The sequence below is a fragment of the Desulfobotulus alkaliphilus genome (assembly GCF_007830435.1).
In the GTDB taxonomy this organism is placed as follows: Bacteria; Desulfobacterota; Desulfobacteria; order Desulfobacterales; family ASO4-4; genus Desulfobotulus; species Desulfobotulus alkaliphilus.
Genome location: NZ_VLLC01000017.1, coordinates 68684 through 83793, shown reverse-complemented (window position 1 = coordinate 83793; position 15110 = coordinate 68684). Strand labels below are relative to the sequence as shown.

Here is a 15110-nt window from a genome sequence, read left to right as displayed (position 1 = left end):
TAGGCCGGGTGTGTAAGTGCAGTAATGCATGGAGCTTACCGGTACTAATCGGTCGTGAGGCTTAGCCACAATATTGGTGATCTTTGATTGCAGACCAGCGCTTTGGTTTTGTTTTGCTTGCATATAAATAAAATAAAAAAATAACTCGACGCATGAATGAATAAGGTGTAAAAGCCTTCAGTTCTTTTTTTATATTTATACATCGAAATACAATTTTCGGTGGCGATGGCGTCAAGGTCACACCCGTTCCCATCCCGAACACGGAAGTTAAGCTTGACTGCGCCGATGGTACTGCATGGGTGACTGTGTGGGAGAGTAGGACGCCGCCGGATTCTTTTAACGCTCTGTCTTCAAGGTATACACCTTCCTAGACAGGGCGTTTTTTATTTGTCCATGCCTTTTCCTGTCCAGAAAAGGCATGCCCACAGTAACAGGGCTGCAGACCAGCCCACAGCGGAATTCTTAAAGTCGTTCAGGCTTGCATGTCGGTGGGGTACAAGGCTTTGCAGCCATTCATCAAGTGCATAGCAGAGCAGTATCAGAATAAAGAGCAGTATCTGTTCTGCTTTGGATTTCCTGTATATCCGAAGCAACCAAGCAAGGGAGATTGCCAGTATGCTCCCGACCATTCGATGCAGCATCTGGTAGCCTCCTACAACCTTCTCAACCTGCATTGCAAGATGTTGATACTGGGTGCTATACTTGCTCATTATCAGAAATACGATCAGAACAGTTCCTGTAATAGCAAGGATATCCATCATAACTTTAAGGAATCGTATCAAATCCGTTTCTCATAAAAAAGGGCCCCTTTTACGGGCTGTTTTTTTAAACTTTTTATTATATGTGATGCTCTCGCATAAAGTCAAAAACTGCCTTTTTTAGGGTTTTAAAATTTTGATATTGTTGAAAATCTCAATTCTAAAACAAGATTTTTTACGAGTACATCATGCATAGCCTCCGGTGTAGCAATGCCAGATTGCAGCAAGATGCTTTCTTTCTGCAGATTGCCAATATATCATTTTGATAAGATTCTTGCTACTATCAAAATTATAACTCAAGTTTCGGACTTGGCGTAACAATTTAATTTAAAAAGATAAAGTTTTATAAACGCAGGCTTTTTATATAGAAATGCCCCTTGATTTAGTGTATAAGACTATTGCCTAAGTAACCAAATCCACAAAAAAAGAGGCTTATTTTGGTTACAGCACCTAAGACCAAAAATCAACACAGTTTTAGCAGACTCCTTAATGATTTGGATCCTGTTGTATCAAAAACAACATTGCGAACTTTACTTCACAGGAGTGGTTTTCATAAAAAAAGAGGCATCCCTGTATTCGAAATTATTAGCACCTTTTTTCTCTTACTAATGGGCTCATAACACACTCGACATTAAGTCAAAATATACTGAGTGTCTTGTTCTCTAAAAAAACTGGCAACTTTTATGGTTTGCTTTTGCAATGATCTCAATATAGAAAAGACCTTTTTTTTGAGGTCTCCCGGTCCTGAAACAGCCATCTTCCCAATCTTGTGATGTTTCAGGTATCCCCATACCATTTCATCCGGGTTCAAATCGGATAACTATGGAGGCAGGAAGAATAGGCGGAGCCTTCCAGCCGTTTCTTCAACAAATTTATTGACCTTGCCTGATTTATGGACAGGATGCCCGTCCACAATGAGGAAGACAGGAGAATCAGCTTTGTAAATCAGACGTTTCAAAAATGAGATGAACTTATCGGAATCCATTTTTCCATCAATGGTCATGAATCGGAGTTCCCCCGAGGGGGTGATAGCCGAAACCATGTTGATACCAAAGCGAGCCCCCGTTTTTTCAACGACTGGGGTGACTCCTGTGGGAGCCCAGGTCGTCCCACTGTGGTAGTCTGATCTTACGGTTGATTCATCGGCAAAAAAGATTTTTGCATTCTCTTTTTCAGCTTGCTTCTTTATTTCCGGGAATTTGTTTTGAACCCATTCCTTTACCCGGTCTTCGTCCCTCTGCCAGGCTTTTTTTAAAGGCTTCTGTGGCGAAAAACCAACTTTTTTCAAAAGACGACCGACAGTGGCTTTACTTATGGAAACTCCGAACTCCTTTTTGATAAACTCCCGAATCATTTCACGGGTCCACAGCGCAAATGGAAATCCGTAGTCCATAGGATTTTTATCCGCAATCTTCCAGAAAAGTTCATCAAAATCTTTGGTCTGGAACTTAACGGGCCGACCAGGGATCGGTTTCGTCTTTAAAGCGTCAAGGCCGCCTTTGCGGTATTTGGCTATCCATTGGTAAATTGCGGATCGATGGTAACCCAGAGCCCTGGCGATCACCTCTGGGCTTTCACCCGATTCGATCTGCTGCACGGCACGTATGCGGATAGCCTCACGGGTCTTATGATCGAGTTTTCTAGCGTCTTGTTTTTTCATAAACAGCAATATGCATCATGTCGAGTAGGATTTGAACTTTTTAGTAGCAATTATCAACGTGTTTTGTCGCTTTTGTCGGGCGTGGGATTAGCGGAAAAAATAACAGAGCATCTATACGGGCGTGCTGATATCCCATTGGTTTCCCGCGTCGTATCTGGTGGGTGTGTCTGGTATGTTGCGGAATATCCTGCCATCGTTTCTCATGGAATCTTGCAGGGGCAGAAAGTGCTTCTTTCTTGCGGATTTGATTGCGGACAGAAGCGACCGCTGTCCCTGTATTTTTCATTCACAGATATGCATGCCTGTAGCAACCTGGTCCTTAATTTGTTTGGATTGCTTTTCAGGAGAAAAGGGACTGGTGCTTTGGGTGAAGGCAGATGGACGCTCCGGGGAGCGTCCATTTTAACGAACATCAGTCCGCAATGAAGAGGGCCAGGGATTCAATCACAGGCTTGTCTTCAACATCCATGATTTCAATGATTTCTTTGTGCAGGCGTTTTTTATGCTCGCCAAAGATGCCCCGCTTTTTGTGGAAGGTTTTGGCAAAGGCCACGGATTCTGCCATCAGGCTTTCCAGATTGTCGCAGGCCTTGGTGATCACATGGTCTGCTTCCAGCTCCGCAGCGCCTGCCCGTTTGCCCGTTAGTTTCATTTCATTGAATTTGTAGTAGGGCACGGATTTTTTGCAGAAGGCGATCATGCCGGGTAAAAAGGGAATGCCCAGATCCACTTCCGGGAAGCAGAAGTATCCCCGGTCGGCCCGCATAAAGCGGAAGTCGCAGGCACAGCTTAAGATGGCTCCGTTACCAAAGGCATGGCCGCTGATGGCGGCAATGACGGGTACGGGAACGGTGAGCAGTTTGGCAAAGACCTCATTCATTTTGTACATGAAATCTTTCATGGCCTGATAATCCTGGTCATTCAGTCTGCCGCCCAGCCACTCAAGGTCCACGCCCTGACTGAAGTTTTTGCCATCATTTCCTGTAAGAACAATGGCTTTTATTTCCGCATCCGCAAGGGCTTCATCAATGGCAGCACACATGGCTTTGCCAAATTCAAGATTGTGGCGGTTTTCACCGCTGTTCATGCGGATGATGGCAACGGACTCGTCTTTTTCCCACTCAACAATGGCCATGGGTATCTCCTGAAAGTTGCGGGGCTTTTGCCCCTTTGTTGTTGAATTTTTAGGGACAGATACAATGGATCTGCCCTTTTTGAAAATCCCTTTGTCTTCTCAGGCATAGTGCAAATAGCGTTTCTTGACAAGGGCCGGAGCTAGGGATTTTAAAATTTGTATACAAAAGAAGGCTAAGGTATCCAGAGGCATGCTGGTACGGTTCTGAAAGTTTTTTTGAAAAGGATGTTTTTTTGTAATTGTTCAGCACAGTTTATTTTGAAAATTCAATGCTGCAATTGCAGCAGTTTCGTATTATTGCAAGGCACCTTGGCTATTTGCAGGTGACGTTGCAATCGTTTCGGATTCCGGCACTCAAGATCCATAGGCATTTCTGCTCCCGTAAAGGGGCTTGCGTTTTTCAGCTTGAGTGCCGGATTGCGTCACAGGCAAATAGCTTGGGTGCCTGTGCATCTGTCTGGCAGGTATCGTACTAAAAAAACTGTGCTGAACAGTTACGTTTTTTCATGTATCCGATGACTCTGAATTGACAGGCCATGTCCATATTGGGTAGCCTGTTTTTTCATTTGATGGATGGCTTTTTGATATCCGGACAGCTTTTCCTCGCTTTTGACAAAGGAGGTTCCATGATCATCGGACTGGATGTGGGCGGCACCCATACGGATGTGGTGCTGCTGGGCCCGGAAGGGGTTCTGGCAAGGACCAAGGAGGTGACGGATCAGGAGAATCTTGTGGATACGGTTCTTCGGGGAGTGGACGGGGTGCTGGGTGACATTGATCCCGGTAAAGTCAGCCGGGTGGTGCTTTCCACCACCCTTACCACCAACAGCGTGATCCGTAATACCCTTACCCCCGTGGGAATGGTGGTGGCCGCAGGGCCGGGAATGGACCCAAAACTCCACACCATCGGCCCTTCCTTCCATGTGGTGAAGGGTGCACTGGATCACAGGGGGGCCGAGATTGCCGCACTGGATAAGGAAGCCGTCAAAAAGGCCTTTGCCCTTATCAGAGAAAAGGGCATCAGGGCTGTGGGTCTTGTAACCAAATTTTCCGTTCGCAATCCCTCCCATGAAGAGGCCATGGAAAAGGCGGCCAGGGGGCTTTTTGATTCGGTTTTCTGTGGGCACAGGCTTTCGGGCGTGCTGAATTTTCCCCGCCGTGTTGCTTCCTGCTGGCTGAATGCAGGGGTTCATGATGCTTTTTCTTCCTTCAGTCAGGCTGTGAAGGAGGCTTTTCAGGCAAGGGGCATCATAGCGCCTGTGCATATCCTTAAGGCGGATGGAGGCACTTTTTCTCTGGATGCCGCCTTGGAATGCCCCGGAGAAACGGTGCTTTCCGGGCCTTCGGCCAGTGTCATGGGGGCCATTCCCCATGCCCCTTCCGCTAAGGATGTGCTGGTGCTGGACATTGGCGGCACCACCACGGATATGGCCGTTCTTATAGATAAGGTCCCTGTGCTGGAGCCTCTGGGTGCGGAAGTGGGGGGCGTAAAAACCCTTTTCAGGGCGTTAAAAAGTGTGAGCATCGGTCTGGGCGGAGATTCGGTGCTGCATGTGGCAGGAAAGGAGTTGCATATCGGGCCGGACAGAAAAGGGCCTGCCCTCTGCCTTGGCGGACCCCTCCCCACACCCACGGACGCCATGGCCGTTCTCGGTCTTTTTGAAGGTGGCGACAGGGCAGCGGCCCTTAAGGGCATGGAGGTTCTTGGCAGGGATCTTGGCATGGAAGCGGAGGCAGCTTCCTGTTTTGTGCTGAAAAGCCTTTGCGAAAAAATCCGGGATGCGGCCTTTGCCATGGTGGCGGGCATCAATGGGAGGCCCGTTTACACCCTCCATGAAATGCTGGAAGGTTATGTGGTGAAGCCCGAAGCCCTGCTTGTGATGGGGGGCCCGGCGGCGGTGCTGGCTCCCGGTCTGGGTGAGGTCTGTGGCCTTGAATCCCGTGCTGTGCCGGACTGGGGTGTGGCCAACGCCATTGGTGCGGCCCTTGCCCGCACCACCTGTGCCGTCACCGTGCTGGCGGATACCCAGCGGGGATTTGTGCGGGCGCCGGAAGAGGCGTATTCTGCTGAAGCACCCGTTGCCTTTAATATGGCCGATGCCATCGCCCTTGCGGAAAAACTGGTAAGGGAAAAGGCCTTACGTCTGGGTGCCGATGCCAAAGGGCTTGAGGTGGAGGTGCTGGAGTCCCAGGAGTTTTCCATGATGCGGGGCTACCGCCGTGCTGGCAGAAACATACGGGTCCGGGCGCAGGTGAAGCCGGGATTGATCCGGAATGGGGGGATAGCATGATGCTGAAGGCAAAAAGCAAGACAGGACTGGTTTTTTTTCCGGCCTTTGACTGGGCCATTGATCCCAGCCATCCGGAGCGTGAAGAGCGTCTTCTTTATACTCAGGATCAGATTTTTGAAGAAGGCCTCATGGACATTGAGGGCATTCAGGAATTCAAGCCGGATCTCGTTACGGATCAGGATATTCAGCGGGTCCATTTCTGTGTACCGGACGAACCTACGGTCACCACCAGCAGCCATTACGTATCCGCAGGCGGGGCCAAAACCATGGCAAGGGAGCTGATGGAAGGGCGCATAGAAAAGGGCTTTGCCCTTGTGCGTCCGCCGGGGCACCATGCCATGCGGGTGGTACACGGGGGCAGGGGATTCTGCAACATCAACATCGAAGCCATCATGGTGGAGTACCTGCGCACCCACTGGGGGGTGAAGCGCATTGCCATCGTGGATACGGACTGCCACCACGGAGATGGCACCCAGGATATTTACTGGCATGATCCGGATGTGCTTTTCATCTCCCTGCATCAGGATGGCCGCACCCTGTATCCGGGTTCGGGTTTCATGGAGGAGCTGGGCGGGCCCAACGCCGCAGGCTATACGGTGAATATCCCCCTGCCGCCCCACACCTCGGAGGAGGGCTATCTTTATACCGTTGAAAATGCAGTACTTCCCATTCTCGATGATTTCAAGCCGGATCTCATCATCAATTCCGCAGGTCAGGACAACCATTATACGGACCCCATCACCAACATGAATTTCACGGCCCAGGGCTATGCAAGGCTCACGGAGCTTCTCAATCCCCACATTGCCGTACTGGAAGGGGGGTACTCCATAGAGGCGGCCCTTCCCTATGTGAATGCGGGGATTATCCTTGCCATGGCGGGTCTTGACTACAGTCATGTGCTGGAGCCTGACTATAACCCCGCCGTTTTGAAGGAATCGAAGGATACCCTGCAGTATATCCACAAGGTCTGTGACCGGGTGATGGATCAGTGGAACCGCAGAGGTCCGGAACTCTCACAGAAGGTATTCGGGAAAAAAGAATTCCATGAACGCTCCAGATCCATTATGTATGATACGGACGGCATTTATGAGGGACAGAAGGAAATACTCCGCTCCTGCACGGACTGCGCCGGGTCTTTTCGTATTGAAAGCAAGTCGGACCGGGGCTGGCGTATCATCGGCGTCCATATCCCTGTGAATGCCTGCCCTGCCTGCAAGGCACAGGGAGAAGACTGGTACGAAAAGGCGTCCGGCGCGGATAAGGCCTATCTGCAGGATCGCAGTCGGGATCTTTATCTGAAAAAATCGTAATTGTTCAGCACAGTTTTCCAGGTACCATACCTTTAAGACAGATGCACAGGCCCCAGGCTATTTGCCCGTGACGCAATCTTATTCGGGAGCTTCTTGCCCTGTGCGGAAGCGGCAAAAACTCCCCGCCACAGGCAGGAGAAGCTTTTTGATTACCATAGCAGGCCTTGGTACGCTGCCTTTGTGGCGGCTCAGACAGTTTGCCGCTTCTTTCGCACAGGCCTGCAAAGCTCTGATCCGAAACGATTGCAATGTCACTTGCAAATAGCCACGGGCCTTGCAACAGTGCGAAGCTGCAATTACTGCATCGGAATTTTAGAATAAACTGTGATGAACAGTTACAAAAAATCACTGTAAGGAGTGGCAGTGGGCATGGAAGCCAAGGCCTTCCGCAGAATGCGGATTCGGCCCCATCTGGAAATGAGAATGCGGATGGCTGCGGCTGTCCGCCGCTTTTTTGCTGAAAGGGATTTTCTGGAGGTGGAAACCCCCGTCAGAATTCCGGCTCCGGCACCGGAGGTACACATAGACTGTGTGCCTGCCTCCGGTGCCTTTCTTCAAGCCTCTCCGGAGCTTGCCATGAAGGAGCTTCTTGCTTCGGGCTTTGAGAGAATCTTTCAGCTGGCCCGCTGTTTCCGTGGAGGTGAGCGGGGTGCAAGGCATCTTCCGGAAATGGCGCTCTTGGAATGGTACGTGAAGGATGAGGATTACCGTTACATGATGGCAGAGACGGAAGGGCTGATCTGTCATCTGGCGGAGTATGAAGGCATGGGAAACAGCCTTCTTTGGCAGGGAAAAAAAATCGACCTGACCCCGCCCTTTGAAAGGCTTTCCGTAAAAGAAGCCTTTTTACGCCACGGCAGTCTGTCCATGGAAGAGGCCCTTGAAAAGGGCTGCTTCAATGAGATCATGGGGCTGGAAATTGAACCCTGCCTTGGTTTGGAAAAACCGGTTTTTTTGTATGACTATCCTGTTTCCGAAGCTTCCCTTGCCCGGATAAAACCTGAAAATCCAGCCTTTGCCGAACGTTTTGAGCTGTATATCTGTGGTGTGGAGCTGTGCAATGCCTACACGGAACTTGTGGATGCAAAGGAGCAGGCGGCCCGTTTCCGGGAGGCGGCAGCAGAAAGGGCGAAGCTTGGAAAAACAGCCTATCCGGAGGCATCTGTCTTTCTTGAGGCCCTCGGCCATATGCCGCCTGCCACGGGCAATGCCCTGGGCTTTGATCGTCTGGTTATGCTTTTTTCCGGTGCACCGGACATTGATCATGTGACAGCCATACTGCCGGAGGAGATGTGAATGTGAACAGGAAAGAAATGACGAACCATGGATGACAAACGGCTTTTTTATCTGATCCATCGTGTGCATGGAAAACTGAGCCATGCGGTGGATCAGTTTTTGTGGGACAGGCTTCAGATCACCAGTGCCCAGCTCATGGCGCTTTTTTATATCCGGGACCATGACGGGTGTCTGCTCAAGGATCTGGGGGAGGGAATTCAGCTGAAAAGCTCCGGTATCACAGGCCTTGTAAGGCGTATGGAAAAAAACGGGCTGATCCGTAGAACAACCTGTCCCCATGATGGCAGGGGATTCCGTCTTTACATCAGCCCCGAAGGAGAGAGAATTGCCTCCGGTGCAATGCCCATGGTGGCTGCCCTCAACGGGATAATCCGTGAAGGTTTTTCAGTGGAGGAGATGGATACGGTTTTTCGTTTTCTCAATACACTGCTTGAGCGTCTGTCTGGGAGTCTTTCCTTTCATCCGGGGCAGGAGGGGCAGGATAACGGCGGGAGGGATCCCGCCGTATGATGTCGGATGTCAGTTCACACCCGGTATGGTATAGGTGGAGCAGGAGCCTGCGGAACAGGTGCGTTCCTGTTTGCTGATCCCTGCCTTCTGGCTGCTGCCGCCGGATGGACCCATGGCGTAACTGGTGGCACTCATCACCCTTTCAAAGTGCTGGGCACCGCAGTGGGGGCATTTTACTTCTTCCTCTTCACTGGACTTGAGGGTGAGCACTTCAAAAAGATCCTCACAGTCAAGGCACTTGAATTCATAAATGGGCATAAAAAACTCCTTACTTCATCATTGCTATCATATTCAAAAAAAATAAAAAGGCCTAAGGGTTTTAGGTTTTTTTGTCAAGCATGGGCTTCCGAAAGCAGCTCCCTTGCATGGGCCAGCGTTGTCTCTGAAATGGCGGCACCGCCCAGCATCCTTGCCAGCTCTCCGGGTCTTTCATCTTCCGACAGGAGCCGGATGCGGGTCCGGGTACGTCCCCCTTCCACGGCCTTGGCAATGTGAAGGTGGTGGTGGCCGAATTTTGCGATCTGGGCCAGATGGGTGATGCAGATCACCTGATGGGTGCGGGATAAAGACTGCATTTTTTTTCCCACAGCCTCGGCCACGGAGCCGCCGATACCGGCATCGGCCTCATCAAATACAATGGTGCTTACGGCCTCGTTGCGGGCCAGAATGGTTTTTAGGGCCAGAACCGTTCTGGACAGCTCGCCGCCGGAGGCAATTTTGCTTAAAGGGTTTTCCGTTTCCCCCACATTGGGGGCGATACAGAACCTTGCGCTTTCACTTCCGTTTTCACCCAGTCCCTGCCCTTTTTCATCCTGCATCCACGGGGAACTTCCCCCTTCCAGAGGCAGAAGGGCCACCCGGAAGCGGGTTCCGGCCATGCAGAGGTCCGCCAGTTCCTTTTCCACGGCAGTGGCCATGGTCAAGGCTGCGGCACTGCGTTTTTCCGAAAGACAGCGGGCAAGCTTCAGGGTTTCATTGTAGAGGGCAAGGCGCTCTTTCTTCAGCTCTTCCATGCGTTCTTCCATGGAGTCTGCTTCCATGTGCCGTTTTTTCAGCGTTTCCCTGTGTGCCAGCACGTCTTTGAGTGCAGGGCCGTATTTTTTTTTCAGCTTCGTAAGAAGATGCAGCCGGCTTTCCACCTGATCCAGCAGGCCGGGGTCCATTTCCATGCGGTCAAGGTACTGGCGCAGGTGGCCTGCCAGATCTTCACAGCGCAGGGCAAGGGCTTCTGCGTCACTGGCCGCCGTATTCAGGGAAGGGTCAAGGGATGCGGCCTTGTCCACCTCCTTGCGGAGCATGGCAAGTTTTCCTGCGATGGCATCTTCTCCTTCATAGAGCTGATCCACCACAAGGCCGATGGTCTGGCCCAGGGTATGGGCATGGCGCAGCCTTTTTCTTAAGGCCTCCAGTTCCTCATCCTCGTTTTCCTTTGGACCGGCCTCTTCAATTTCCCGGATCTGGAAGGCGGTGAAATCCGCTTCCGCCTCGTCCCTTGCCCTTTTCTTTTTCAGATTGTCCATCTCCCGAAGGGTGCTGAGCAGTTTTTCGTGGCTTGCAGTGTATTGTTTTTTTTCTTTTTCCAGCCCCGCATAATCATCGAGCATGTCCAGATGGAGGTTTTCATCCAGAAGGCGCTGGTGGGCGTGCTGGCCTGCGATGCTTGCAAGCTGTTCCGTCAGTTCCCCCAGAAGCTGGGCCGTGGCCATGCGGGAGTTGATGTAGATTCTGTGGGGGCCTGTGGCAGAAAGCACCCTGCGGATATGCAGGCCCTGATCCAGGGGAAGGTCATTTTTTTCCATGGCAAGGGCCGCAGGGCTTCCTGCTCTGGGCATGAAAAGGGCTTCTACCTCTGCACTGCTGTGTCCCTGCCGTATCATACGGCTGTCGGCACGGCTTCCCAGAAGCAGATTGACCGCCTGAATGATGATGGATTTCCCTGCGCCGGTCTCACCGCTCATGACGGTCATGCCCCGGCTGAAGTCTATGGTCAGGTCATCGATGATGGCAAAATTGCGGATGGCAAGTTCGCTGAGCATGGGGCCTTTCCTTTGGATAGGGGGATAAGGAACTTTTTTTTATACGTAATTATTCAGCACAGTTTTCCATGTACCATGCCTTTAAGACAGATGCAAAGGCCCCAGACTATTTGCCCGTGACGCAATCCGGCACTCAAGCTGAAAAACGCAAGCCCCTTTACGGGAGCAGAAATGCCTATGGATCTTGAGTGCCGGATTCGGGAGCTTCTTGCCCTGTGCGGAAGCGGCAAAAACTCCCCGCCACAGGCAGGATAAGCTTTTTGATTACCATGGCAGACTTAAGCACGCTGCCTTTGTGGCGGCTCAGGCAGTTTGCCGCTTCTTATTAGCACTCCGGCACTCAAGCTTGCAAAAGCCCATTTTTTTCATCGCAGGCTCTGGGTTTATGGCTTGAGTGCCGGAATCCGAAACGATTGCAATGTCACTTGCAAATAGCCAAGGAGCCTTGCAACAGTACGAAGCTGCTGCAATTACAGTATTGGCAGTTCAGAATAAACAGTGCTGAACAGTTATTTTTATACAGGAATTCTTTTAGCCTGTCCCGCTGTCCATTACAATCCCGAAAGCAGGGGGCCACCCTTGCATGACCTTTCTGTCTCTGTTTCCTATGGATCTTTTTTGATGTACCAGAACAAAAGCGTTCTGAATGGTCTTGCAGAGGAAGGGGAGCCCGGCAGTGTTTTACCTATGGCTGCCGGGCTTTATCATCATAAGGCAGGGGAGAGGGGTTTTGCTTTGTAAAAATCCCTCTCCGGTATCTGGCCGGAGGAGCCGAAACTCCCGGTTCCGGTAGGTATGGAGGTATGCTGATGGGGTTTTCCTTCATTTTTTTCATGCAGCCCATGGGGCTGACTTTTTTAATGGTACAGTTTTTTCAGAAGCCATTCTTTGACCTCTCCTTCAAGGGCATAAACGCCCCTGTTATAACCGATGGATTCCAGGAAAGACTCCTTGAGTCCCGGGGGCAGGGGAATTCTTGCCAGCTCCACCGCCTCTTCAGAATTTCTGCGTATCAGGTAAATGACCGGAGGATCTTCCCATGTATTTACCGTGAAATAAAAGGATTTATCATGCTTTCCCCTTACGGAGTAACGCAGCCCCCCCGGTTTCCATATACCTCCCCATTCAAGGTAGAGATTGACGGCATCTTCGGGCGTCAGTTCCCAGTCAATTTCATTGAGCAGATTGATGTCATTTTTAAGTTCTTCGATGGCTATCATAGGCTTGGCCTCCTTGTTTTCATTGTTGGTTACATCAAATGCATGCTTTATGCCATGGGATAGACTGTTTTTTTATGTATTTGTTTTTATTGTTTTTTATGGTTTTGTTTGTCCTTGATTCCGCAAGTTTTTAAAAAAAATGAGGGGCTTTTAGTGTGTTCTGGGGCAGGTGTGTTTCATTTGTTTTGTGATACGCTTTGTGGTGGACCTGTTTTTTTATTAATTTCAGTCTTTAAACATGAAAATGTCCGTTTGTTCGGGACCGCAAAAAAAATCTCTCTTTTGGGGAGGACACCTTTTGCTGTGGGGTATGAAAGCAGGTTTTTCAGGTTTTTTCGGGGAAAAGGACCTTGGCACGAATCCTGAATAATGGAAAAAACCGTGTGTTGCTGTTGCAAGTCGGCGTGGGCGTGTTAAAGTATAAACCATACAGTCTGCCTCCCCGGGGTGGCGTGGAGAAAAGCCGTGAAAGCCTGTGATGAAAACATAGAAAAAACAATTCTTCTCGCAGATCAGATGCTGGCCCTTGCGGATGAAGGGGATGAGGCCCGTGAAGACGTCTCCTGCGGTGTGATGTATGGTATTCTCAGAGATGCGGGCTACAGACTGAAGCAGCTGGCAGAAAAGGAAAGGGCTGCCCATATGGCAAAGGCAGGCCTGTCTGTATTGAAAAGCGGTACGGGATGAGTTTTTGTATGTTCGTGCCTGGGGCCTGTGCATCTGTCTTAAAGGTATGGTACCTGGAAAACTGTTCTGAATAATTACGAAAAAGTTTGAGTGAAGGCCTGGATGCTTATTGATGTTTTTTAACATCCATTGAAATTAAAGGGAAAAAGGAGAAAATTCATGGCAGAAAGACTGGATGTTTACAGATGTGACCTTTGTGGAAATGTAATAGAGGTAATGCACGGCGGAAAGGGTGAGCTGGTCTGCTGCGGTCAGCCCATGGTACATCTCACGGAAAATACCGTGGATGCGGCAAAGGAAAAGCATGTGCCCGTGATTGAGCGTATCCCCGGAGGCGTAAAGGTTGTGGTCGGCAGTGCGGAACACCCCATGCTTGAAAAACACTATATAGAATGGATTGAGATTGTTGCGGATAATCGCGTATACCGTCAGGATCTCAATCCCGGCGAAAAGCCCGAAGCCACATTCATGATTGATGCGGAAAAGGTTGTTGCCCGTGAATACTGCAATCTCCATGGCGTCTGGAAAGCTGAAGGCTGAAAAGCTTCTGTCTGCGCTGACCTGTTACAGAAAACACCACAATGAAAGGATAAACGGATATGGCACAGTGGAAATGCAGCATCTGCGGCTATCAGATGGAAGCGGAAACACCTCCTGCAGAATGTCCGTCCTGCAAGAAGACCTGCGAATTCCTTGATAATACCTGTTATACACCGGATTGTGAGGGTGCGGGTAAGGATGACAGAATAAAATAACAGGGCGGTTTCGGTTTTTTGAACCCGCAGAAAAAGACTGCGGTGATATTTTACCGCAGTCTGTCTCTTTAAGGAGGAGACATTATGGATGTGGTTCTGCTTTCCCGGTTGCAGTTTGCCGCAACCACCATGTTTCACTTTTTATTTGTACCCCTCACGCTGGGGCTTTCCATTCTGGTGGCGTGGATGGAAACCCGCTATGCCCGCACAGGAGATGAGGTTTATCTCCGGATGACAAAGTTCTGGGGGAAAATTTTTCTCATCAATTTTGCAGTCGGTGTGGTTACGGGGATTACTTTAGAGTTTCAGTTCGGAACCAACTGGTCCCAGTATTCCGCCTATGTGGGGGATATTTTTGGCTCGCTTCTGGCCATTGAGGCCACAGCGGCCTTTTTTCTGGAATCCACCTTCATCGGTATATGGATTTTCGGCTGGAAAAGGCTTTCGGCCAAAGCCCACGCTGCGGTTATGTGGATGGTGGCCATTGCAGGCAATGTTTCGGCCATCTGGATTCTCATTGCCAACGCCTGGATGCAGCACCCCGTGGGCTATACCCTCAGGGAATCCTTTGGCGGGCAGCGGGCTGAAATTACAGACTTCATGGCGGTGATTACCCAGAAATTCGCCTGGCTCACCATCATGCATACCCTCGCGGCCAGCATTGTGCTGGCGTGTTTTTTTGTCATGGGTATCAGTGCATGGCATCTTCTGAAAAAGCAGCATGAAGAGGTCTTTACCCGGTCTTTCCGCATGGCACTGGTTCCGGGTCTTATTTTTTCCATCTTTGTGGCTGTTCAGGGGGATTTCCATGCGGTGGATGTGGCCCACTCCCAGCCTGCAAAAATGGCAGCCATGGAATTCCACTGGGAAACCCAGCCCAATGCACCCAGCTATATTTTTGCATGGCCCGACCCTGAGGCGGAAAAAAACAGTATTGAAATCGGTAAAATTCCAGGGATGTTAAGCTTCCTCATTCACCACGATTTTTCAACACCCGTTATAGGCTTAAAGGATATTCCAAAGGATGAAAGGCCACCCATTGCCCTTGTGGGCATGGCCTTCAGGGTCATGGTGGGACTTGGCGCCTACTTTATCATTGCCTGCAGCATTGGCTGGTTTTTCAGAAAGAAGCTTCAGGAGAAACCCTGGTATCTGAAAATGATGCTCTGGTCCATTCCTCTGCCCTATATTGCCACCCAGGCCGGATGGATTGTGACGGAAGTCGGAAGGCAGCCCTGGATAGTCTATGGCCTGATGAAAACTTCCGATGCCGTGTCACCGGTTTCAACAGGGCAGGTCGGAGCAAGCCTTGTAGGATTTATTGTGGTATATGGTCTTCTGGGCCTTGCCGGATTCACCATGATCGCCAAGAAGGCGATGAAGGGTCCGGATCTGCCTGAAGAAACAAAGGCCTGACAACAATCCCGCAGATGCGGACCAGGAGGACATGAT

14 protein-coding genes and 1 rRNA gene are annotated in these 15110 nt (G+C 50.3%); 9 read left to right on the top strand and 6 right to left on the bottom strand.

Annotated elements, in window-relative coordinates; genetic code table 11:
- Window positions 1-215: 215 nt before the first annotated feature.
- Window positions 216-332, top strand: a 5S ribosomal RNA gene (rrf, locus tag LZ24_RS11230).
- 51 nt (window positions 333-383) lie between these two features.
- On the opposite strand, the gene LZ24_RS11225 is transcribed toward rrf, so the two are convergent.
- From LZ24_RS11225 to LZ24_RS11215, 3 genes are all read right to left on the bottom strand, one after another.
- Window positions 384-782: a VanZ family protein gene (locus LZ24_RS11225; protein ID WP_144685398.1), complete on the bottom strand. Its 399-nt coding sequence runs from the start codon at window positions 780-782 to the stop codon at window positions 384-386.
- A gap of 796 nt (window positions 783-1578) precedes the next feature.
- Entirely contained in the window at window positions 1579-2418 is an 840-nt protein-coding gene (locus LZ24_RS11220; protein WP_222427616.1) for an IS630 family transposase, read from the bottom strand.
- A 412-nt stretch (window positions 2419-2830) separates the two neighbouring features.
- The gene (locus tag LZ24_RS11215; RefSeq protein WP_144685397.1) at window positions 2831-3553 is read right to left on the bottom strand and encodes an enoyl-CoA hydratase/isomerase family protein; all 723 of its coding nucleotides are present in this window, start codon (window positions 3551-3553) and stop codon (window positions 2831-2833) included.
- Window positions 3554-4179: 626 nt separating this feature from the next.
- On the opposite strand from LZ24_RS11215, the gene LZ24_RS11210 reads away from it, so the two are divergent.
- The 4 genes from LZ24_RS11210 (at window position 4180) to LZ24_RS11195 (ending at window position 8960) form a co-directional block, all read left to right on the top strand.
- Entirely contained in the window at window positions 4180-5844 is a 1665-nt protein-coding gene (locus tag LZ24_RS11210) for a hydantoinase/oxoprolinase family protein (protein WP_144685396.1), read from the top strand.
- A complete protein-coding gene (locus LZ24_RS11205; protein WP_144685401.1) occupies window positions 5844-7154 on the top strand; it encodes a histone deacetylase family protein in 1311 nt (436 codons plus the stop codon). The genes LZ24_RS11210 and LZ24_RS11205 overlap by 1 nt, the downstream gene beginning before the upstream one ends.
- Before the next feature lie 369 nt (window positions 7155-7523).
- Complete coding sequence (epmA, locus tag LZ24_RS11200; RefSeq protein WP_246118584.1) at window positions 7524-8450, top strand: EF-P lysine aminoacylase EpmA; 927 nt, start codon at window positions 7524-7526, stop codon at window positions 8448-8450.
- A gap of 27 nt (window positions 8451-8477) precedes the next feature.
- The gene (locus LZ24_RS11195) at window positions 8478-8960 is read left to right on the top strand and encodes a MarR family winged helix-turn-helix transcriptional regulator (protein WP_144685395.1); all 483 of its coding nucleotides are present in this window, start codon (window positions 8478-8480) and stop codon (window positions 8958-8960) included.
- A 9-nt stretch (window positions 8961-8969) separates the two neighbouring features.
- Here LZ24_RS11195 and LZ24_RS11190 read toward each other — a convergent pair whose 3' ends face one another.
- From LZ24_RS11190 to LZ24_RS11180, 3 genes are all read right to left on the bottom strand, one after another.
- Window positions 8970-9218: an FmdB family zinc ribbon protein gene (locus LZ24_RS11190; protein ID WP_144685394.1), complete on the bottom strand. Its 249-nt coding sequence runs from the start codon at window positions 9216-9218 to the stop codon at window positions 8970-8972.
- Between the two features lie 74 nt (window positions 9219-9292).
- A complete protein-coding gene (recN, locus tag LZ24_RS11185) occupies window positions 9293-10996 on the bottom strand; it encodes a DNA repair protein RecN (RefSeq protein WP_144685393.1) in 1704 nt (567 codons plus the stop codon).
- 857 nt (window positions 10997-11853) lie between these two features.
- On the bottom strand, window positions 11854-12216 hold the full coding sequence (locus LZ24_RS11180) for a DVU0772 family protein (RefSeq protein WP_144685392.1): 363 nt from the start codon (window positions 12214-12216) through the stop codon (window positions 11854-11856).
- A 465-nt stretch (window positions 12217-12681) separates the two neighbouring features.
- On the opposite strand from LZ24_RS11180, the gene LZ24_RS11175 reads away from it, so the two are divergent.
- The 4 genes from LZ24_RS11175 (at window position 12682) to LZ24_RS11165 (ending at window position 15074) form a co-directional block, all read left to right on the top strand.
- On the top strand, window positions 12682-12903 hold the full coding sequence (locus tag LZ24_RS11175; protein ID WP_144685391.1) for a hypothetical protein: 222 nt from the start codon (window positions 12682-12684) through the stop codon (window positions 12901-12903).
- Window positions 12904-13062: 159 nt separating this feature from the next.
- Window positions 13063-13443 (top strand): desulfoferrodoxin, encoded by a 381-nt coding sequence (locus LZ24_RS11170; protein WP_144685390.1) that lies wholly within the window; start codon window positions 13063-13065, stop codon window positions 13441-13443.
- A gap of 59 nt (window positions 13444-13502) precedes the next feature.
- Entirely contained in the window at window positions 13503-13658 is a 156-nt protein-coding gene (locus LZ24_RS17240; RefSeq protein ID WP_186443085.1) for a rubredoxin-like domain-containing protein, read from the top strand.
- An 84-nt stretch (window positions 13659-13742) separates the two neighbouring features.
- Window positions 13743-15074 (top strand): cytochrome ubiquinol oxidase subunit I, encoded by a 1332-nt coding sequence (locus tag LZ24_RS11165; RefSeq protein WP_144685389.1) that lies wholly within the window; start codon window positions 13743-13745, stop codon window positions 15072-15074.
- Window positions 15075-15110 lie beyond the last annotated feature (36 nt).